Below are 18,377 nucleotides of genomic sequence, written 5' to 3' on the forward strand. Positions count from 1 at the left end.
CTCAGGCGCGGTGACGTCCCCGCCTCCGGGGCTGGCCGGAGGCGTTCCGGCCGGGCTGGCTCGGGGCGTTCCGGCCGGACTGGCCGGTGGTGCTCCTGGCCGGGTGGCCGGAGGCGGCCCTGCCGGCGCCGACCAACTGGCGCTCGTCCTCGCGCCGGTACGGCTGCGGGGACCCGGCGGAGGCGTGGCGGCGGCCCGCCAGAGGGGCGTCCTGCGCGAACGGCTGCGCGCCGCCGATGTGCATGCCCTGGGTGGGCGCAGGACGGCGGTGGCGGCGGCCACGCGGCGGGAGGTCGGCCGTTCCGGACTCGTCGGCGGGGCGCCCGTGGCGGCGGCGACGTCCCTGGTACGTGGCGCCGATGTCGGGAGTGTCGCCGCCCCGGACGGCGGTCGGGCCGAAGGCGTCGAACGCGCTGGTCGCCTGGGGGATGACGATGCGCTCGAACGGCCCGGTGTCCACGAAGCGCTCCAGCGGTCCGGTGTCCACCAGGATCTCGACCGGCCCGCTCCGGGCGGGCTCGACCGGTCGGGAGCCGAAGAAGGCGTCGAACGGGTCGGCGTCCGCGGCTGCGCTGCGGGGCGCGTCCGTGGAGAGGTCGAAGGGGCGCGTGTCGAGCGGGCGCCTCCGGCGTCCGGCGGCCCGGGCGGCGGGCTGGACGGCGTCCAGAGCCGCGGCCGGCTGGAAGGCGTCCTGGGCGCCGGCGGGCTGGAGGGCTTCCAGGGCCGCGGTGTCCAGGGCAGCTGCGTCCAGGGCGGTGGTGGCCTTGAGGGTTTCCAGGGTCGCGGCCGGCTGGAGAGCGGCCGTTCGGCGGCTCGTACGGACCGGCTCGGCCTCGAGCTTGCGGCGGCGACGGCGGCGGTTGGCGGCCGGGCGGGGCGCCGTGGCCTCGGCGGCGACCGGGGCGGTCCGCAGGCGGCGGGTCTTGGCCACGGCCAGCAGCGCCAGGGCCGCCACCAGGGCCGAGCCGACCAGCGTCGGAGAGGAGATGGCGGGCATCGGGCCGGTGGCCGAGGCGTCCGCGTGCGTGGGGAGGGGCTCGGCGGTCGCCGCCGTGGTGTCGGCCGTCGTCGGCTTGGCGTGCTTGGCCTTCTTCGGCTGCTTGGGAGTCTCGGCGGCCGTGCCGTCCGAGACGGAGCCGGTGGCCACCTTGGGGGAGGCGGGCGAGGGGGCGGCCTGAGGCTCCTTCTTCGCGGGGGAGCTACCGGTCTCGGGGGCCTGGGCGGGCTCCTCGATCTCGCTGCGGGGGATCAGGGAGGTGAGCAGCTCGTTCCCGGGGGACTGGAGCACGCCGACGTCGGTGCCCGGCCCCTGCTTCAGCGCGGCCTGCTCCTCGGCCTTCTTCTGGGCCTCCCGCTGCTGCCGGGCCGCCTCCTCGTCCAGGCGGGACTTGATGCGCTCCGGATAGCCGTACCCGACGACCTTGCTTGTGTCACGTTCCTTGCGCTTGGCGACGCCTCCGTCGATGTTGCCCTCGATGGTGAAGATCGTGTCGCCCTCGACCCTCGTCACGATGCCGACGTGGTCGATGTTGTCGATGCTGTTGGAGCCGCTCCAGTCGTAGAAGACGAACGCGCCGGGCTTGGGCTTGTGGCCCCACGCCCCCTGCTCCTTGAACCACTCCGCGTGCGACACCGTCCACGCGAACTGCCCCATCCAGTCCTCGTACCCGAGCTTGTGGGCAGCCCAGGAGAGGTACATGTCGCACCATGGGGCGGAGCTGTAGTCGGCGTCGAACTCGACGTTCTTGCCGTACCAGGCACCGAACTTGGTGTACGCCCCTGATTTTTCGGCATACCCGAGCTGACTCTCCAGCAGCTCGATGAACTTCTGCATCTCTGGCGTCATGGAAGTATGGGGACACCTTCCGGGCAAGACCGGGTTTGCCCGCATAGATCCCGGGTAAAGGGACACCCCGTGACTAGTGGGACAAAACCGGAGGCTTGTCGTCTTCCGTGATGAGCGAGGCTACCGTGCCGTCTCGGCAGGTCAAGCCAGCACCAAGTGACGTTCAAGCTTTCCTAGACCAAGAACCCGCTGGTCAAAGATGCTGCCAGAAATGTCCAAGCTAAGGTGGTTTAATCCAAAAAGATCTACCTTGTTCCAGGTGAGAGCCTTGCCCCGAGTCAGTAGCCCGCGCCCGTGAGCAGCCCGCCGTCCACCGTGAACTCGCTGCCCGTGCAGTAGCTGGCCCGGTCCGAGGCCAGGAAGGCCACCACGTGGGACACCTCCACCGGCTTGGCGAAGCGCTTGATGACCATGGACTTCACGAAGGCGTCGGCGTCGACCTCGTTCATCAGGTCGGGATCCATCGCCATCGAGGTGTTGATCGCGCCGGGATGCACCGAGTTCACCCGGATCTTGAACCGGGCCAGCTCCCGCGCCGCCGACTTGGTGAGCCCGCGCACCCCGAACTTCGACGCCGAGTACGCCGACAGCCCCTCGGCCCCGACGTAGCCCTCGATCGAGGAGATGTTCACGATGGCGCCCCGCCCGGCCGCCTTCATGGGGTCGATCACCGACTTGATCCCGAGCCAGGTGCCCTTGAGGTTGACGCCGATCACCCGGTCGAAGTCCTCGGGCGACATATCGCTGATGCGCCGAAATTTCAGGATCCCGGCGTTGTTGACCAGCACGTCCAGCCGACCGTGCAACTCGGTGGCCGTCGCCACCGCCCGCTCCCACTCCTCGACACTCGTCACGTCGTGATGGACGAACGCGGCCCCGGTCTCCTCGGCCAGCGCCTTCCCCTCCTCGTCCAGCACGTCACCGAACACCACCCGCGCCCCCTCCTCGAGGAACAGCCGCACGTGCGCCGCCCCCATCCCGCGAGCCCCGCCGGTGATCAACGCGACCTTGCCGTCAAGCAACCCCATAACGCCCTCCAGCCGCGACGGCCACCGCCGCCGCCTCCATGGAGCGGTAGACGGGGATCCCCGCCGCCGCCGCGATCCGCCTCACTTCGTCCTCGACGCCCGGGGGCGCGCACTCGCCGTTCCTGGTGACGAGGGTGATCCTGGTGCCCGGCAGCGCGGCCTGCGCCTGCGCCACGGCCCGCGCGTACGCGTACAGGGGCTCCGCCGCGTCCCCGTACGTGAAGAACGCCTGGACGTTCACGTGCAGGACCACGTCGCCGTACGGCCGGCACCGCAGCAGCGCGGAGACCACCTCGGGCACGAGCCCGGCCCGCCCCAAGGGCCCAACCGGCACTTCGAGCGGGTTGCCGGAGGCCACCACCCCGAGCCCGCGCAGCGCCTCCAGCGCTTCCGGGGGCAGCGGATCCAGCCGTACCCCCGCCAGGTCGAACGCGTCGGCCGCCAGCACGCTCGCGCCCCCGCTCGGCCCCACCACCAGCACGCCGCCGGAGGCGTCGCGCGAGCCGTGCGCCTGGAAGTACGCCAGCACCCCGATCAGGTCGTCCTGGCTGGAGACCAGCACCGCGCCCGCCTGCTCGGCCACCGCCTCCCACACCCGCCGGTCGCTCACCATGCCGCCCGTGTGGGACGCGGCCGCCTCCTGCCCCTGCCCGGTCCGCCCGCCGACGAGCAGCACCACCGGCAGCTCCGCGGCCTGCAGCGCCTCGAACAGCTCGCGCCCGTCGCGCGGGTCCTCCAGGTACAGCCCGACGGCCCGCGTCTCCTCGTCCCGGGCGAGCCAGCGCAGCAACTCGGCGGGGGTCACGTCGGCCGAGTTCCCCACGGTGACGACCCGGCTGAAGGCCAGCCCGCGCCGTTCCCCGACCTTGATCACCTCGCCCGCGAGCCCGCCGCTCTGCGAGATCAGCGCCACCGGCCCGGCGGGACCGAGCCCGCCCCCGACGAACGTCTGCCGTCCCCGAGGGCTGTACACGCCCATGCAGTTGGGCCCCAGCAGCCGCGTGCCCGCCGCCCGCGCCGCCTCGGCCAGCTCCTCCTCCAGGTCCGGCCGGCCGACCTCGGCGAATCCGCCGCTCATCACCTGCACGAACGGCACCCCGCGCGCCTCCCGCAGCACCTCGGCGCAGCGTTCGGCCGGCACCGCCACGAGGGCATAGTCCACGTCCGCCTCGGCGAGAGACGGCACAGCCGGCACCCCGGCCACCTCGTCCGCCGTGGGATGCACGGCCACCAGCGGGACGCCCGCGGCTCGGTAGAAGCCGAGGAACATGTTCCCGAAGTTCGGCCTGGTCGTGGAGGCCCCGACGACGGCCACGGCTTTGGGCTCGAAGAGCGGCAGGAAGTCCGTCGCCGCACCGGACGCGCCCGCCACGGGCCCAGGAGAGGGCAGGTAGCGGGCGTCGACCGCGATCACCCCGGAGGAGCCGGCGATCACCGGGTTCAGCTCGAACTCGCCCAGTTCGAGCCGTTCCCACAGCCCGCCCGGGCCGCCGACCGTCATGAGCAGCTTGACCACCGCGTCCACGTCCACCGGCGGACCGCCGCGGCTCCCGTACAGGACGGAGGACCCGCGCAGCGACGCCAGCATGCGCCGCGCGTCCTCCTCCGAGATCGGGCAGAGCCGCAGCGCCGTGTCGCGCAGCGCCTCCGTCCACACCCCGCCCAGCCCGGTGAGGAGCACCGGCCCGAACCCGGGGTCCCGCACCAGGCCCACGATGAGCTCCACGCCGGCCTCGGCCTGCTCCTCGACGAGGAACCCCGCGACCTCCAGCCTGGCCCGCATGTCGGCTGCCCGCGCGGCGAGGTCCTTCCTGGAGAGCCCCAGCGCGACGGCGCCGACGTCCGACTTGTGCACCAGTCCCGGGCCGAACGCCTTCAGCACCAGCGGCTCGGCCAGCTCCCCGGCCCGGTCGAAGTCCAGGCCGTCCACCACCACCCCGCGCGGCACCGGCACCCCGGCCGCGCCGAGCAGCGCCTTGACCTCGTGCTCGTACGCGCTCACCCGAGCAGCTCGCGGATCTTCCCGCGCAGCAGCTTGCCGGGGCCGCCGGAGGCGTCCTGCGAGTGCGGCAGCGCGTCGGCCACCACGATGTGGTCGGGCCGTTGATGGGCGGGCAGGGTGTCGGCCAGGGCGAGCGCCAGCTTGGACGCGTCCAGCGTGTGCCCCGCGCGCGGCACGACCGCCAGCAGGACCTCCTGCTCGGAGGCCCCCTCGGGCACGCCCACCGCGCCGGCCTCGGCCACGCCGTCCAGCGCCGAGGCCGCCTCCTCGATCACGACCGGCTGCGTCCAGACGCCGCCCTTGAGTATCGAGTCCTCCCGCCTGCCCAGCACGCGCAGCACGCCGTCGGGGGAGAGCGTGCCGAGGTCGCCGCCGACGTACCACTCGCCGCGCAGCACCTCGGCCGTGCGCTCGGGCAGGCCGTCGTAGCCGGTCATCCGGTGCGGCCCGGCCAGGTTGATCTCGCCGACCTCGCCGACCACGCGCTCGCCGTTCGGATCCGTGATCCGCACCGCGTTGCCGGTGCGGGCGCGTCCCGAGGAGCCGAGCGGGATCGTGCCGTCGTCCACGCGGCCCATGCACGTGTACGGGGCCTCGGTCTGGCCGTAGTACGAGTACACGCCCGCCTGCGGCAGCCTGGCCTTGATCCGTTCGAGCATGGTGGCGGTCAGCGGCTCGCCGCCCAGCATGATCACCTGGATGGACGACAGGTCCACGTCCTCGTGCTCGGGGGAGGCGAGCAGGGCCGCGTAGAACGAGGGGATCTGTGAGAGATGCGTGACCCGCTCGCGGGGGACGACGCGCAGGAAGTTCGCCGGGCCCCAGTCCTGCTCCAGCACCAGCCGCATCCCGGCGTACAGGGCGGGCCCGACGATGGCGGGGAAGCCGATGCCCCAGATGATCGCGCCCGTACCGAACACCGAGTCGGGGCCGCGCGGCACGTCCAGCCAGATCTGCGCCGTGGCCAGCGACGACGCGTGCGTGTGCACGACCGCCTTCGGGAGCCCCGTCGTGCCCGAGGTGTAGTAGAGCGCCAGCGGGTCGTCGTACCGGCCGCTGATCGGCGGCTCCTCGTCGGAGTCGCCTTCGAGCTCCCGCACGTCGATCCACGTGGTCACGGCCGGGAGCGACTCCCTGATCTGCCCGACCACGCCCTCGACCGTCGCGTCGTACACGAACGCCGTGCACCCCGAGGCCGCCACCACGTCACGCAGCGTCTCCACCGGCCAGTACGGGTTCAGCGCCGCCGTCACCGCCCCGATCTTGGCCTGCGCGAGGTAGACCTCGGCCACCCGCAGCGTCTCGTTGAGCAGCGCCGCCACCCGCCGGCCCGGCCCCACCCCCTTCTCCAGGAGGGCGTGGGCGCGGCGGTTGACGTTCCTGTTGAGCTGGTCGTAGGTGAAGCTCTGCTCGCCGCAGTACGTGAGCGCGACCTGGTCGGGCGTGCTCAGCGCTCCGGCGGTCAGGATCGCGTGGCCGTAGTTGCCGTAGGGTGATCGCGCCATGGGGGAGGCCTCCAGTCAGAGGGGCTGATAGAGCACGAAGACGTTTCCTGAGGGGTCGCGCAGCACGGCCCGGACCTCATGCGGCCCCTTCTCGGGCTCCCGCACCACCTCGCCGCCGCGCGCCGTCAGCTCCCGCACGGCGTCCGCCACGTCGTCCACCTTGTACGACGGCGCGACCGAGGTCGTGACGTGCTCGGCGGGCCCGGCCAGCGCCACGGTAACCCCGCCGCCGTCGAGCGCCGCGAACCTGTCGCCGTCCCTGAACTTCACCGGCAGCCCGTAGAAGGCGATCGCCTCGTCCAGGTTCGCGACGGGGATGAGCACGTTGCCGAGCTTCACACGGACCTCCAATGGGGGAGTTCGTCGATGAACGTCACGCGTACCGGCATGCCGACGCGTACCTCGCCGGGGGCGCATCCCACCACGTGCCCGAACGCCCGCACACCGGCCGGCAGGTCCACCCAGGCCATCACGTACGGCTCCCGGCCCCGGTAGGCGGGGGCGAACGAGCGGTGCACGACGGTGAAGGTGTGCACGACGCCCTCGCCCTCGACCGGCTCGAAGACGAGTTCTCCGCCACCGCACCAGGGGCAGGCCGCCTCGGGGAAGTGGACGCGGCGGTCGCAGGACGTACAGCGCTGGACGACCAGCTCGCCGCGCTCGCAGGCGGCCCAGTACGCAGAGGTGTCACCGCTCATCGCTTGCCAAGCTAGCGCACGCTTGGTTACCCCACAAGGCCCCCACCGCCGCTTCGGCCCCGCCTCCGTTCCCCGCAGGGACCTCGGCTCCCCTCCTCTCCGAAAGGACCTCGGCCGAAGTATGGCGCTAAAGGGGCGGCTCCTCCGTGGGCGTCGACAGGGGCACCAGCATGGGCTCCTCGGAAGGCTCGTCCGACGCCCCGGCGAGGGGTTCCTCCGACGGCGTGGGCGTCCCGACGGCCGTCCTGCTGTGCTCCTCGCTCGGCGTAGGCGTAGGCGTGGGCGAGTGGGAAGGCGGCGGCGTGGGCGTGGGGCAGGCGGGACCGTCGACGGCGACCTCGCTCACCTGCGGCCCGTTCCCCGCCGCCGGCTCCGTCATCACCACGATGCCGACATACACCCGCTTCCCGCAGGAAACACCCCCAGGATCATGCGTGACGGCACTGCTGTAAGCCGTGCTCCCCCGCAGGGTCCGCGTCTCCTGCCGCACTGTCCGGGCCGCCCCGCCCTCTCCCTCCCGCCGCGTGTACGAGATCCGCAACCGTACGGGCCCCGTGCCGTCCGCCGAGACCTTGATCGCCCCCGCCGTGCCGGTCCAGCCCACGATGCCGGCGGCCTGCACCGAGGTGGGACGCGGCACCGAAGTCCCGCCCTGCCGCACCGTGGGAGGAGGGCTCGGGGGAGGGGAGACCGTGCGCGCGGGCGTGCTGCGCCGGGGAGCCGCGGACGCCCGGGTCCGGGTGGGCGTGGCCGCGTCCACGGGCGTCGGCTCCGGCTCGCTCTGCGCCGTCTTGGGCGGCGGCATCAGGATCGTGCCGGGCCCGGGAGGCATGCGCCCGCCCGACGCCATGAGCGAGATCGCCACGGCGACCACCGTCGCCCCCGCCACCCACAGGTGCGGCGGCAGCCGGGGCATCCGGAGCACCCGGTCCCGGAGGGTGGTCGTGACGCCGGAGGCCCGCTCGGTCCTGGCCAGCGGGAAGCGCAGGGCCAGCAGCGTGGCCAGCTCGCCCAGGTGCCGCCGCCCGCGCTTCTCCCAGTCCGGGCCGTAGCCGGCGACCGCGTCCTCCTCCAGCTCCGCCGCGAACTGCCTGGCCGAGGCGTACCTGGTCGCCGGGTCCTTGGCCATCCCGCGCCTGAGCAGGTCGCGCAGCGAGTCGGGCGCGACCTCGAGCGGCACCGGCTCCACCAGGTGCTTGTCCCGCATGCCCGGGACGTCCAGCGCCCCGTCCTCGCCCTCCTTGACGGCCCGGTACGGAGGCCGCCCCCTGACCGCCTCGAACAGCACGCACGCCGCCGCGTACACGTCCGCGGGCGGCCCCGCCCGGCCCTGCGTCCACAGCTCGGGAGACATGTACTCGGGGCTGCCCGCGGGCACGCCCGGCTCCTCCGCGTGCACGACCACGCCGAAGTCGGCCAGCTTGCTGGTGCCGTCGGCCTGGACCAGGATGTTCTCCGGCTTGACGTCGCGGTGCGGGACCCCTCGCTCGTGCGCGGCGGCCAGGGCCAGCAGCGTGCTCTTCAGCACGGTGAGGGCCGCCTCCGGGCTGATCCCGCGGCGCTCGGCCAGCAGGGTACGCAGCGACACGCCGTCCACCAGCTCCATGACGACGGCCGCCCTGGTGGGGGTCTCGACGTACTCGTAGAAGCGGACCACGTTAGGGTCGTCGATCTCGACGAGTTCGTGGGTGTCCGACCGGAAGCGGTCCATGAACTCGGTGTCCCTGCGCAGGGTGGCGTTCAGGTACTTGATCGCCACGTAGGCGCCCGTCTGCTGGTAGGTGGCGAGGAACACGCGGCCGGTACGGCCGGCGCCGAGCTGGCGGACTTCACGGTAACCAGGGACCAAGTCGAACCCCCATCAGCAGCCGTCAACGATTCGACGGTCTCACCCGGGGTTCGGGTTGTCACGACTGGAGATATTTCGCCGGGCGTTAATGCGAAATAACCCTGTGTCGCGGGTGATATGCTGAGGCGTCCCAAGCAAGCGCTCGGCTAAATCGACGGAGGTCGCCCGTGGAGCGCGTGGCCGTGCTGGTGATGGAGATGCAGAGGGGCGTCGTCGGCGATCTCACGAAATTTCCAGATCTGGTGGCGGCCTGCGCGCGGCACGACGTCGTCGCCAACGCCGCCCGCCTCCTCCACACGGCCAGGTCGGCCGGCATCCCGGTGATCCACTGCACGGCGGCATTCCGCCCCGACCGGGCCGGCTCCCACGCGGACAACTGCCCGTTCATCGTCGCCCTGCTCAAGGACCCCGCCCACATGCTGGAGGGCACGGCCGCCACCGAGGTCCTGCCGGAGCTGTGGGACGGCGGCGACCTGGAGAGCCGCCGCCACCACGGCTTCTCCCCGTTCACCGGCACCTCGCTCGACATGACGCTGCGCTCGCTGGGCGTCTCCCACGTGGTCGCGCTGGGGGTCTCGCTCAACCTGGGCATCCCCGGGCTCGCGCTGGAGGCGGTCAACCTGGGCTACCGGGTGACCGTGGTCAGGGACGCGGTGGCGGGCATCCCGGAGGAGTACGCGCAGGCCGTACTGAAACACACGATCAGCCTCCTCGCCACCCGCGCCACCACCGCCGACCTGGTCGAGGCCCTGGGAGAATGGGCGGGGAAGTGATGGACGGGCTGCGCCTGGACGGGCGCGTCGCGGTGGTCACCGGGGGAGCAGGCGCGATCGGCGCGGCCATCGCCACGGACCTGGCCGCGCTGGGCGCCGAGGTCGTCGTCGCCGACGTGGACCTGCCGAACGCGGAGAAGGTGGCCTCCGGCCTGCCCGGCGCGCGGGCGCTGGCCGTCGACCTGGCCTCGCCGGCGTCCGTCGAGGAGTTCGGCGGCGCCGTGGGCCCCGTGGACATCCTGGTGCACAACGCCGGGGTGTCGATCGTGGAGCCGTTCACCGAGAGCGACCCGGCGAACTGGGACCTCATGTGGCAGGTCAACCTGCGCGGGCCGATGCTGCTCACCAAGCTGCTGCTGCCCGGGATGGCGGCCAGGGGCCGGGGGCGGCTGGTGTTCATCTCCTCGGACGGCGCCAGGGCGGGGTCGGGCGGCGAGGGCGCGTACGCGGCGACCAAGGCGGCGCTGTTCGGCCTGGCCAAGACGCTCGCCCGGGAGGCCGCCAGGGCGCACGTCACCTCGAACGTGGTCTGCCCCGGCCCCACGGACACGCCGATGCTCCGCCGGGTGTCGGCGGCCGAGCCGGGGCTGGTGGACAAGATCGCGCGGGGCATCCCGCTGCGCCGTCTCGGCACGCCCGCCGACGTGGCGGGCCTGGTGGCCTACCTCTGTACGGATCGCGCCGCGTACATCACCGGGCAGACGCTGTCGGTGAGCGGCGGCGTGACCATGCACTGAGCGATCATGCGGCGGTCAGAGCGAGTCGTAGACGGCCTGCACCAGGCGCAGGCCGCGCAGGTTGCCCGAGACGGCGTTGGCCATCTTGTTCATGACGTAGCCGATGCCCAGGCCCCGCTCCGGGTCGCCGATGCCGAGGGAGCCGCCCAGCCCGGAGTGGCCGAACGCGGTCTCGGACGGCATCGGGAACGTCATCGACGGCCGCATGTAGCCGAGGCCGAACGACGTGTCCAGGAAGAGGACGCGGTCGGGGCCGTGCACGCGGGGGCGCACGGCGTCCCGCAGCGTCTCCGGGCGCAGCAGGTCGCCCGCGATCAGCGACCGGTAGAACCCGGCCAGCCCCCTGGCCGTGGTGACGACCCCGGCCGCGGGCCAGCCGGCGCGCAGGATGGCGGGGTGGTTCGCGCCGCCTTTGAGCCGGTGCATGCCGGGATTGCCGAGCGCCCGGTTCATGAGGCTGTGCGGATCGAGCGCGGCCTTGGCCATCTCGGCCGGCACCGTGTCCGTCTGCCCCTCGGTGGCCGCCGTTCGGGGGCGTTCACCTGCTTTGAGGCGGGCCGTGCGGGCGATCACCGTGTCCGGCGCGCCCACCCACAGCTCCAGCCCCAGTGGCCCGGCGATCTCGGCGGACACCAGCTCGCCGACCGACTTGCCCGTCACGCGCCTGATCACCTCCCCCACCAGGAACCCGTACGACAGCGCGTGATACCCGTGCGCCGACCCCGGCTCCCACAGCGGCGCCTGACCGGCGAGCCGGGCGGCGATGGCCGCCAGGTCCCCGAACTCCTCCACTGGCACCGGCTCCTCCACCACCGGCAGCCCGCTCTGGTGCGTGAGCAGGTGCTCGACGGTGATCGCCCCCTTGCCCCGGGCCGCGAACTCCGGCCACACGTCCGCGACGGCCCCCGGGACGTCCACCAGCCCCCGCTCGGCGAGCTGCAGCAGCACGGTGGCGGTGATCGCCTTGGTGCAGGAGTAGGCGAAGGCAGGCGTGTCGTGCTCCCACGGCCGTCCCGTGTGCCGGTCGGCGACGCCGCCCCACAGGTCCACGACCAGCTCGCCGTCCAGGTGGACGGCGAAGGCGGCGCCCAGCTCCGCACCGTCGGCGAGCTGCCGCTCGAACACCTCGCGCACGCGGGAGAAGCGCGGATCGCAGTGCATCACACCTCCGTGTGAGACAGGAGAAAGGAAGCGCTTACTTGGTTCACGAGCCTAACAACTGGGGACGATTCGGCCCAGACGATCAGCGCGGCACCCTCAACCTCCTCACCCCGGCCGTGGTGCTCGACGCCCTGCGCAGCGCCACCACGGGCGAGGTGCTGAGCCTGGCCATGCCGATCAAGGGCGCCACCTCCTCGCCCGCTCCCACGACGGTGCCGCACCTGCCGGGCCGTCCGCTGCCGCAGCACTTCATGTCCGTGGACGGCGGCGACTACGCGGCCGGCGCCCGCGCGATCGGGGAGGGCCTGTACGTGGCCGACGACGCGCTGGTCGTCAGCCACCACGGCACCACGACCCACATGGACGCGCTGTGCCACATGTGGTCGGGCGACGAGCTCTACAACGGCCACCCGGCGGCCCGGGTCCGCTCCTACGGGGCGACCAGGTGCGGCATCGAGCAGGTGGGCGGCGTGGTGGCCAGGGGGGTGCTGTTCGACGTGCCCCGGCGCCTCGGCCTCGACCACCTGCCCGCCGACTTCCGGATCCCGGCGGAACTGCTGGCCGAGATCGCCACGCCGCGGTCGGGGGACGCGGCGGTGATCCGTACCGGATGGCCTTCGGTCTGGGGCCGCTCGCGCGAGGAGTACTGGTCGGGCCAGCCCGGGCTGTCGGCGGAGGCGGGCCGCTGGCTCGCGGCGCACGACGTGTCCGTGGTGGCCTCGGACAACGCCGCCATCGGCGGGCTCAACGCCCGCGGCCTCGCCGACGAGGGCCTCGCCGACGACCTGCACCTCATCCTGCTGCACCGGCACGGTGTCCACCTGATCGAGATGCTCTGGCTGGAGGAGCTGGGGGAGAGGGGGTGTACGGAGTTCGTGTTCGTGGTGGCGCCGCTCAGGATCGAGGGCGGCACGGGCAGCCCGGTGACTCCACTGGCCATCCTCTGATCCTGACGTTTCCGCATATTTCCTAGCGCGTTTGGATATTTCGTGATCGACCGTTAACCCCTGACTCCGATGGTCTGTCCCGGTAAGCCCCCGTGCTAGGAGACCCATGCGCCGCCTCGCCCTCGTCGGCATCGCCGCCGCCCTGACCGCGCTCGCGTCCGTACCCGCCGCGAGCGCCACCACGGCCGGCCGCGGGAACCTGCGGATCAACCAGATCCAGACCATGGCCACCCACAACAGCTACCACCGCGAGCTGACCGACGCCGAGAAGGACGTGCAGCGCAGGACCGACGCCAACTGGTGGAACCTGCAGTACTCGCACACCGCCCTGCCGAACCAGTTCGGCGCCCAGCACGTGCGCGGCATCGAGCTGGACGTCTTCCCCGACCCGCAGGGTGGCCTCTACGCCAACCCGCTGGTCAGGCGGGACGCCGGGCTGCCGCCGCTGAACGACCCCGTGCTCGCCAAGCCCGGCTTCAAGGTGCTGCACTGGGCCGATCACGACTACGGCACCAACTGCTCGGCCCTGGTCACCTGCCTGCGCCAGGTGCGCGAATGGTCCGACGCGCACCCCGGGCACGTGCCGCTGACGATCCTCACCGAGTTCAAGAGCACCGACCCGGCCAAGGAGGCGATGGGCGGCGCCAAGAGCCCGGCGTGGGACACCGCGCTGATGGACGCCCTGGACGCCGAGATCCGGTCGGTGTTCCCCGACGACCGGCTCATCACGCCCGACGACGTCCGCCGGCCGGGGCTCACCCTCGAACAGTCCGTGCTCAAGCACGGCTGGCCCGAGCTGTCGTTGTCGCGGGGCAAGGTCATGTTCTTCATGGACAATCAGGGCGAGAACATCCAGACGCCCTACAAGGCGGGCCGGCCGAGCCTGGAGGGGCGGGTGCTGTTCACGAACTCGCGTCCGGGCCGCCCCGACGCCGCCTTCGTCGGCTGGAACGAGCCGCAGGGCGCCAACACCGCGCAGATCCAGGACCTCGTACGGAAGGGTTACTACGTGCGCACCCGGTCCGACGTGCCCTTCACCGAGGCCAGGTCGGGCGACACGAGCAGGCTGAAGGCGGCGCTGGACAGCGGCGCGCAGATGGTCAGCACCGACTTCCCCGTGATCGGCCTGTCAGCCAGAAACGGCAGCGACTACGTGGCGGAGCTGCCCGGCGGCGCCACGGCCCGCTGCAACCCGGTGAACGCGCCCTCCGGCTGCCGCGACCAGACCCTGGAACGCCTCAGCCGGTAGTAGCCGGCTTCATTCAGTTGTCGGCCAGGTCACCGGCAGGCACCGCACCCCGTACACCGAGGCGTCGTGCTTCAGCGGCACCTCGGTGGCGGGGACGGCCAGTCGTAGCCCGGGGAAGCGCTCGAACAGCGCCCGGTAGCCGATGCGCAGCTCGTTCCTGGCGAGCTGCTGCCCCAGGCACTGGTGTACGCCGTGGCCGAACGCCAGGTGCCGCCGCGCGTCCGGCCGGTCCAGTCTGAGCACGTCCGGATCCTCGAACACCGCGTCGTCGCGGTTGATCACGGGCAGGGACAGGGCGACCGTCTCGCCCTTCCTGACCAGCTCGCCCGCCACCTCCACGTCCTCGAGCGCCGCCCTGGACGGCGCCCCCTGGTGCAGGATCGACAGCCAGCGCAGCAGCTCCTCCACCGCGTTCTCCTGAAACGGCAGTCCCTCCTTCAGCAGCGCGAACACGCCCAGGGCCAGCATGTTCGCGGTGGTCTCGTGGCCGGCCACGAGCAGGATCAGCGCGACGTAGGTCAGCTCCTCGTCCGTCAGCTCGCCGGTCAGGCCGCTGATCAGGTCGTCGTCCGGCTCGACCCGCTTGCGGCGTACCAGCTCGCCCAGGTACGCGGTGAGGTCGGCCGTCGCCTGCGCGCCGTCCCTGCCTGGGGTGACGAGGGCGGCGCTGCGGTCCTGGAAGAAGTCGTGGTCGGTGTACGGCACGCCGAGCAGCTCGCAGATGACCAGCGACGGGATCGGCAGGGCGTAGGCCGTCACCAGATCGACCGGCGGGCCCGCCTTCGCCATGGCGGCCAGGTGGTCGGCCGCGATCTGCTCGATGCGCGGCTCCAGCAGGCGCATCCTGCGCACCGTGAACTGCCCGGTGAGCAGGCGGCGGTAGCGGGTGTGCTCGGGCGGGTCGGTGGCGGCGAAGAACCCCGGCGGGGCGGGCCTGGCGGGACCGCCGGGGCGCACGACGTGCATGGCGGAGTGCTTGAGCTCCTGCCTGGCGCTGAACCGCGGATCGCCCAGCACGGCGCGGGCCGCCGCCATCGTCGTGGCCAGCCAGCCCAGATGCCCGTCGGCCATCTCCAGCCGGGTCATCGGCGGCAGATCGGGCAGCGGCGCGGGCGGGTCGAAGGGGCACTCCTGGTTGCGTTCGATGGGAAGTCGCATAATTGTGAGAGTAGACTTTCATTTAAGAGTTGTATAGCGAATCAGTGTCTTCTCCTACGATTGGACTCGGGAGGTCGTAAACCGGAGAATGCGGAGTCATGAGCGATCGACCGGGCCTGCGCGAGCGGAAGAAGGCCAAGACCAGGGCGCTGATCCAGAAGGAGGCGCTGCGGCTCTTCCGGGAGCAGGGCTACACCGCGACGACGGTCGAGCAGATCGCGGAGGCGGCGGAGGTGGCGCCGAGCACCGTCTTCCGCTACTTCGCCACAAAAGAGGACCTGGTGCTGGTCGACCAGTTCCCGCCCTTCATGGAGGCGCTCCAGTCCGTCCCCGCCCACCTCAAGCCCGTGCCGGCGGTACGGGCCGCAATGCGGGCGGTGCTGGCCGGGCAGACGGCGGAGGAGTTCGCGGAGAGCATGGAGCGGGAGAAGCTCATGTTCATGGTGCCCGAGCTGTGGGCGGCCGGCCTGGACAACATCAGCGGCGTGGTCAGAACCATGCACGAGCAACTGGCGGCCAGGGAGGGCCGACCGGCGAACGATCCGGAGCTGCGCAATGTCACGGGGGCGATCGTGGGGGTGCTCATGGCGGTCTGGCTGGACCTGGTGAAGGACCCGACCCTGGACGCCCCGGCTGAACTCGACAAGGCCCTGGCCCACCTGGAAGCCGGCCTCCCCCTGTAACTCCCACCCACCCGGCCATGCCCGTGGTGACGCCACCGACAGGGCTGCCCCGCTCGGGTCCGCCTGCCCGCTCGCAACCGCCTGCCCGCCCGCCGTCGTCGGTCCGCCGGCGCTCGTCCCCGCGCCCGTTCCCCTGCGTCCGTGCGGTCGTCGGCTGGTCGCGGAGCCGTCTGGGTCAGGTGCCTGGGTAGTTGCCGCCGCCGTGTGCCGAGTCCAGGGCGTCGTAGTCGGGCGTGAAGCCGCGTTTCGGTATCGCGTCCACGAACGCCACGTGGCTCGGCTTCTTGTACGACGCCAGCTGCGTCCTGACGTGGTCGACGAGCTCGTCCGCGGTGGCGGTGGTGTCCGGTTTGAGGGCGACGACGGCCTTGACCGCCTGGTGCCAGGTGGGGTCGGGGACGCCGATGACGGCGGCGTCGGCCACGGCCGGGTGGGACTTGAGGGCGCGTTCCACCTCGGCCGGGTAGATGTTCTCGGCGCCTGATTTGATCATCCGGAGCTTGGGGCCGATGAAGGTGATGGTGCCGTCGGGTTCGCGGCGGCCGAGGTCGCCGGTGTGGTGCCAGCCGTACGCGGACTTGGCCGCATTTAAGTCGGGTCGGGCGAAATATCCGGAAAAGAGGGTCTTGCCGCGGGCGCAGATCTCGCCCACCTCGCCGGCCGGCAGCTCGCTCCCGTCCGGGCCCAGGATGCGTACCTGGACCAGCGGAGACGGACGTCCCGCGAACCCCGAGCCCCCATCGGCCAGCCCGAGGAACGTGAGCATCCCGCCGACCTCGGTCTGCCCGTACCCGCCCATCTTGGACCGGCACCACGGAGAGTCGTCCACCGTGATCATGCTGTCCCACTCGGCCGAGTGCGAGACGAACCTCAGCGACGACAGGTCGTACTTGCCCCCGGCGTTCGCGGCCGTCACCGCGTCGATCATCGGCCCGAACAGGAACGCCTGCGTCACCCGCTCGGCGTCGATCAGGCGGCAGACCTCCTCGGCGTCGAAGGCGGGCGTGAACACGTTCGTGCCGCCGATCTGGAACGTGGCCAGGCAGAACATCATCGTGCCCACATGGAAGAGCGGGCCGTTGTTGAGGAACGTGAAGCCGGGCTCCATCTGGCGTACGACGAGGAGCGAGGCGCTGTGGGCGACCAGGGCGGCGCTGCTGAGCAGGGCCGCGTTGGGGCGGCCGTCGAAGGCGGCGGTGTAGAGGGCGAGGACCGGCTCGCCGTCGTCCACCTGCGGGAAGTCCCTCGGGGATCCGCTCGCCACCAACTCCTCGTACTCGTCCCCGGCCCGCACGCACGTGCTCTCTGACACGGCCGTGGTGGCGTCCGAAGGCTCCCATACGACGATCTTTGGGGTCAGATCGGACAGTACGAACCGCAGCTCGTCCTCCGACTGCCGCCAGTTGGCCGGGCAGAGGATCGCGCCCAGCCGCGAGCAGGCCAGCAGCAGCTCCAGTACGGCGTGGGAGTTCTGGCCGAGCCACACCACCCGCTCCCCGGCCGCCACACCTCGTCCCGCCAGGGCGTCGGCCAGCCGGGTCACCCGGGCGTCGAGCTCGGGGTACGTACGCCGTACCTCCCCGTCCACCACCGCCGTGACCAGGGGACGGCTGCGGGCGTGATCGGTGAGGAGGTCTGACAGGGACAGGCTGTGGATCATCTGAGCCTCCCGAGGAGTTACCGGAACGCGGGCATGACTTCGGCGGCGAAGAAGCGCATGATCCGCTTCATCTCCTCCAGCGGCATCGGGCGGGTGCTGCCGAAGTCGCACAGGAGGTTCGAGAAGCCGGAGTCGCGCAGGAGGGAGATCTGCTGGATCACCCGCTCCGGGTCCCCGATCACGTCGAGCTGTTCCCACCGGAAGTCGGTCGACAGTGTGCCGCCCTTGAGGTAGCGGTCCTGGTAGTACTCGAAGCCCTGCGCGGCCCGGCCGGTCTTCGGGTCGATGGGGGCGCTGCGCTCGTTGAAGATCCGCGAGCGGTCGAACGACGCCTCGAACCGCGCCTGGTCCTCGCGCGCCTGTTCCAGCGTCGGGGCCACGTACACGCTGCGCGCCACCACCAGCTCCGCGCCCTCGGCGTGGCCCGCCTGCGCGGCCGTCTCCCGCCAGGTCTCCGCCGCCTTGACGACCTTGCGGAACGGCGCCGCCGGGTCGGCGAGGATGGGCAGCCCGCGCTCGGCGTACATGGTCACGGTCTCGGGGGAGACGGCCGCCACGTGCAGCGGCGGGTGCGGCGACTGCAGCGGTCCGGGGACGAGGCTCACCTCGGAGCCGGTCTTGTAGAACTTCCCCTCATGCTGGTACGAGTCCTGCGTCCAGAGGCCGACGATCACCTCCAGCGCCTCGTTGAACCGGTCGCGCGCCTCCGCCAGGTCTATCCCGAACCCCTCGAACTCGAAGCTCTGATACCCCCGCCCGATCCCCAGGTCCAGCCGCCCTCCGGACAGCACGTCCACCATCGCGGCCTCCTCGGCCACGTGGACCGGGTTGTGCAGGGGCAGCACCACGATGCCCGTGCCGAGCCGGATGCGGGAGGTGCGGGCGGCGGCGTGGGCGAGCATCGTGAACAGGTTGGGGACGACGCCGTAGTCCCGGAAGTGGTGCTCGGCCAGCCGTACCCCGTCGAACCCCAGCTCCTCGGCCAGCTCGACGAGCTCCAGATGGTAGTCATAGACGTCCTTGAAGCTTTGGTCGTCGAAGCGGTGGAAGAGGTGGAAGGTCGAGAACTTCATGCGGCGAC

The 18,377-nt window shown here is 71.9% G+C and carries 16 protein-coding genes; 5 read left to right on the forward strand and 11 right to left on the reverse strand.

Features of this window, described 5'->3' with window-relative positions:
* Nucleotide 1 precedes the first annotated feature (1 nt).
* The 7 genes from ACIBI9_RS15280 to ACIBI9_RS15310 form a co-directional block, all read right to left on the reverse strand.
* Entirely contained in the window at nt 2-1,846 is a 1,845-nt protein-coding gene (locus tag ACIBI9_RS15280) for a CHAP domain-containing protein (RefSeq protein ID WP_397222665.1), read from the reverse strand.
* A 278-nt stretch (nt 1,847-2,124) separates the two neighbouring features.
* Entirely contained in the window at nt 2,125-2,874 is a 750-nt protein-coding gene (locus ACIBI9_RS15285) for a glucose 1-dehydrogenase (protein ID WP_397222666.1), read from the reverse strand.
* Nucleotides 2,861-4,876 (reverse strand): acetate--CoA ligase family protein, encoded by a 2,016-nt coding sequence (locus tag ACIBI9_RS15290; RefSeq protein ID WP_397222668.1) that lies wholly within the window; start codon nt 4,874-4,876, stop codon nt 2,861-2,863. Before ACIBI9_RS15290 ends, ACIBI9_RS15285 begins: the two co-directional genes overlap by 14 nt.
* Nucleotides 4,873-6,381: a class I adenylate-forming enzyme family protein gene (locus ACIBI9_RS15295; protein ID WP_397222669.1), complete on the reverse strand. Its 1,509-nt coding sequence runs from the start codon at nt 6,379-6,381 to the stop codon at nt 4,873-4,875. The genes ACIBI9_RS15290 and ACIBI9_RS15295 overlap by 4 nt, the downstream gene beginning before the upstream one ends.
* 15 nt (nt 6,382-6,396) lie before the next feature.
* Nucleotides 6,397-6,720, reverse strand: a complete 324-nt coding sequence (locus tag ACIBI9_RS15300; protein ID WP_397222670.1) for a VOC family protein — start codon at nt 6,718-6,720, stop codon at nt 6,397-6,399.
* Entirely contained in the window at nt 6,717-7,079 is a 363-nt protein-coding gene (locus ACIBI9_RS15305; protein ID WP_397222671.1) for a Zn-ribbon domain-containing OB-fold protein, read from the reverse strand. Before ACIBI9_RS15305 ends, ACIBI9_RS15300 begins: the two co-directional genes overlap by 4 nt.
* Before the next feature lie 127 nt (nt 7,080-7,206).
* Entirely contained in the window at nt 7,207-8,928 is a 1,722-nt protein-coding gene (locus ACIBI9_RS15310; protein ID WP_397222672.1) for a serine/threonine-protein kinase, read from the reverse strand.
* 167 nt (nt 8,929-9,095) lie between these two features.
* On the opposite strand from ACIBI9_RS15310, the gene ACIBI9_RS15315 reads away from it, so the two are divergent.
* On the forward strand, nt 9,096-9,701 hold the full coding sequence (locus ACIBI9_RS15315; protein WP_397222673.1) for an isochorismatase family cysteine hydrolase: 606 nt from the start codon (nt 9,096-9,098) through the stop codon (nt 9,699-9,701).
* Nucleotides 9,701-10,438 (forward strand): SDR family NAD(P)-dependent oxidoreductase, encoded by a 738-nt coding sequence (locus ACIBI9_RS15320; RefSeq protein ID WP_397223305.1) that lies wholly within the window; start codon nt 9,701-9,703, stop codon nt 10,436-10,438. Before ACIBI9_RS15315 ends, ACIBI9_RS15320 begins: the two co-directional genes overlap by 1 nt.
* 15 nt (nt 10,439-10,453) lie before the next feature.
* Here the strand turns inward: ACIBI9_RS15320 and ACIBI9_RS15325 are convergent, their stop codons facing one another.
* On the reverse strand, nt 10,454-11,599 hold the full coding sequence (locus tag ACIBI9_RS15325) for a serine hydrolase domain-containing protein (protein ID WP_397222674.1): 1,146 nt from the start codon (nt 11,597-11,599) through the stop codon (nt 10,454-10,456).
* A gap of 38 nt (nt 11,600-11,637) precedes the next feature.
* Between ACIBI9_RS15325 and ACIBI9_RS15330 the strand changes: the two genes are divergently transcribed.
* Both ACIBI9_RS15330 and ACIBI9_RS15335 read left to right on the forward strand, forming a co-directional pair.
* Nucleotides 11,638-12,546, forward strand: coding sequence for a cyclase family protein (locus ACIBI9_RS15330; protein WP_397222676.1), 909 nt, complete (start codon nt 11,638-11,640; stop codon nt 12,544-12,546).
* 106 nt (nt 12,547-12,652) lie between these two features.
* Nucleotides 12,653-13,795: a phosphatidylinositol-specific phospholipase C1-like protein gene (locus ACIBI9_RS15335; protein WP_397222677.1), complete on the forward strand. Its 1,143-nt coding sequence runs from the start codon at nt 12,653-12,655 to the stop codon at nt 13,793-13,795.
* A 9-nt stretch (nt 13,796-13,804) separates the two neighbouring features.
* Here the strand turns inward: ACIBI9_RS15335 and ACIBI9_RS15340 are convergent, their stop codons facing one another.
* The gene (locus ACIBI9_RS15340; protein ID WP_397222679.1) at nt 13,805-14,953 is read right to left on the reverse strand and encodes a cytochrome P450; all 1,149 of its coding nucleotides are present in this window, start codon (nt 14,951-14,953) and stop codon (nt 13,805-13,807) included.
* A 98-nt stretch (nt 14,954-15,051) separates the two neighbouring features.
* Between ACIBI9_RS15340 and ACIBI9_RS15345 the strand changes: the two genes are divergently transcribed.
* The gene (locus tag ACIBI9_RS15345) at nt 15,052-15,636 is read left to right on the forward strand and encodes a TetR/AcrR family transcriptional regulator (RefSeq protein WP_397222680.1); all 585 of its coding nucleotides are present in this window, start codon (nt 15,052-15,054) and stop codon (nt 15,634-15,636) included.
* A gap of 175 nt (nt 15,637-15,811) precedes the next feature.
* On the opposite strand, the gene ACIBI9_RS15350 is transcribed toward ACIBI9_RS15345, so the two are convergent.
* Both ACIBI9_RS15350 and ACIBI9_RS15355 read right to left on the reverse strand, forming a co-directional pair.
* Nucleotides 15,812-17,296, reverse strand: a complete 1,485-nt coding sequence (locus ACIBI9_RS15350) for an AMP-binding protein (RefSeq protein ID WP_397222681.1) — start codon at nt 17,294-17,296, stop codon at nt 15,812-15,814.
* A gap of 17 nt (nt 17,297-17,313) precedes the next feature.
* Nucleotides 17,314-18,369, reverse strand: a complete 1,056-nt coding sequence (locus tag ACIBI9_RS15355) for an LLM class flavin-dependent oxidoreductase (protein ID WP_397222682.1) — start codon at nt 18,367-18,369, stop codon at nt 17,314-17,316.
* Nucleotides 18,370-18,377 lie beyond the last annotated feature (8 nt).

This window comes from Nonomuraea sp. NPDC050451, assembly GCF_044458585.1.

Coding starts and splice junctions, on each gene's coding strand:
- ACIBI9_RS15295 (WP_397222669.1), bottom strand. CDS start 6,381: ATGGCGCGATCACCCTACGGCAACTACGGCCACGCGATCCTGACCGCC.
- ACIBI9_RS15355 (WP_397222682.1), bottom strand. CDS start 18,369: ATGAAGTTCTCGACCTTCCACCTCTTCCACCGCTTCGACGACCAAAGC.
- ACIBI9_RS15345 (WP_397222680.1), top strand. CDS start 15,052: ATGAGCGATCGACCGGGCCTGCGCGAGCGGAAGAAGGCCAAGACCAGG.
- ACIBI9_RS15280 (WP_397222665.1), bottom strand. CDS start 1,846: ATGACGCCAGAGATGCAGAAGTTCATCGAGCTGCTGGAGAGTCAGCTC.
- ACIBI9_RS15305 (WP_397222671.1), bottom strand. CDS start 7,079: ATGAGCGGTGACACCTCTGCGTACTGGGCCGCCTGCGAGCGCGGCGAG.
- ACIBI9_RS15350 (WP_397222681.1), bottom strand. CDS start 17,296: ATGATCCACAGCCTGTCCCTGTCAGACCTCCTCACCGATCACGCCCGC.
- ACIBI9_RS15285 (WP_397222666.1), bottom strand. CDS start 2,874: ATGGGGTTGCTTGACGGCAAGGTCGCGTTGATCACCGGCGGGGCTCGC.
- ACIBI9_RS15340 (WP_397222679.1), bottom strand. CDS start 14,953: ATGCGACTTCCCATCGAACGCAACCAGGAGTGCCCCTTCGACCCGCCC.
- ACIBI9_RS15320 (WP_397223305.1), top strand. CDS start 9,701: ATGGACGGGCTGCGCCTGGACGGGCGCGTCGCGGTGGTCACCGGGGGA.
- ACIBI9_RS15325 (WP_397222674.1), bottom strand. CDS start 11,599: ATGCACTGCGATCCGCGCTTCTCCCGCGTGCGCGAGGTGTTCGAGCGG.
- ACIBI9_RS15335 (WP_397222677.1), top strand. CDS start 12,653: ATGCGCCGCCTCGCCCTCGTCGGCATCGCCGCCGCCCTGACCGCGCTC.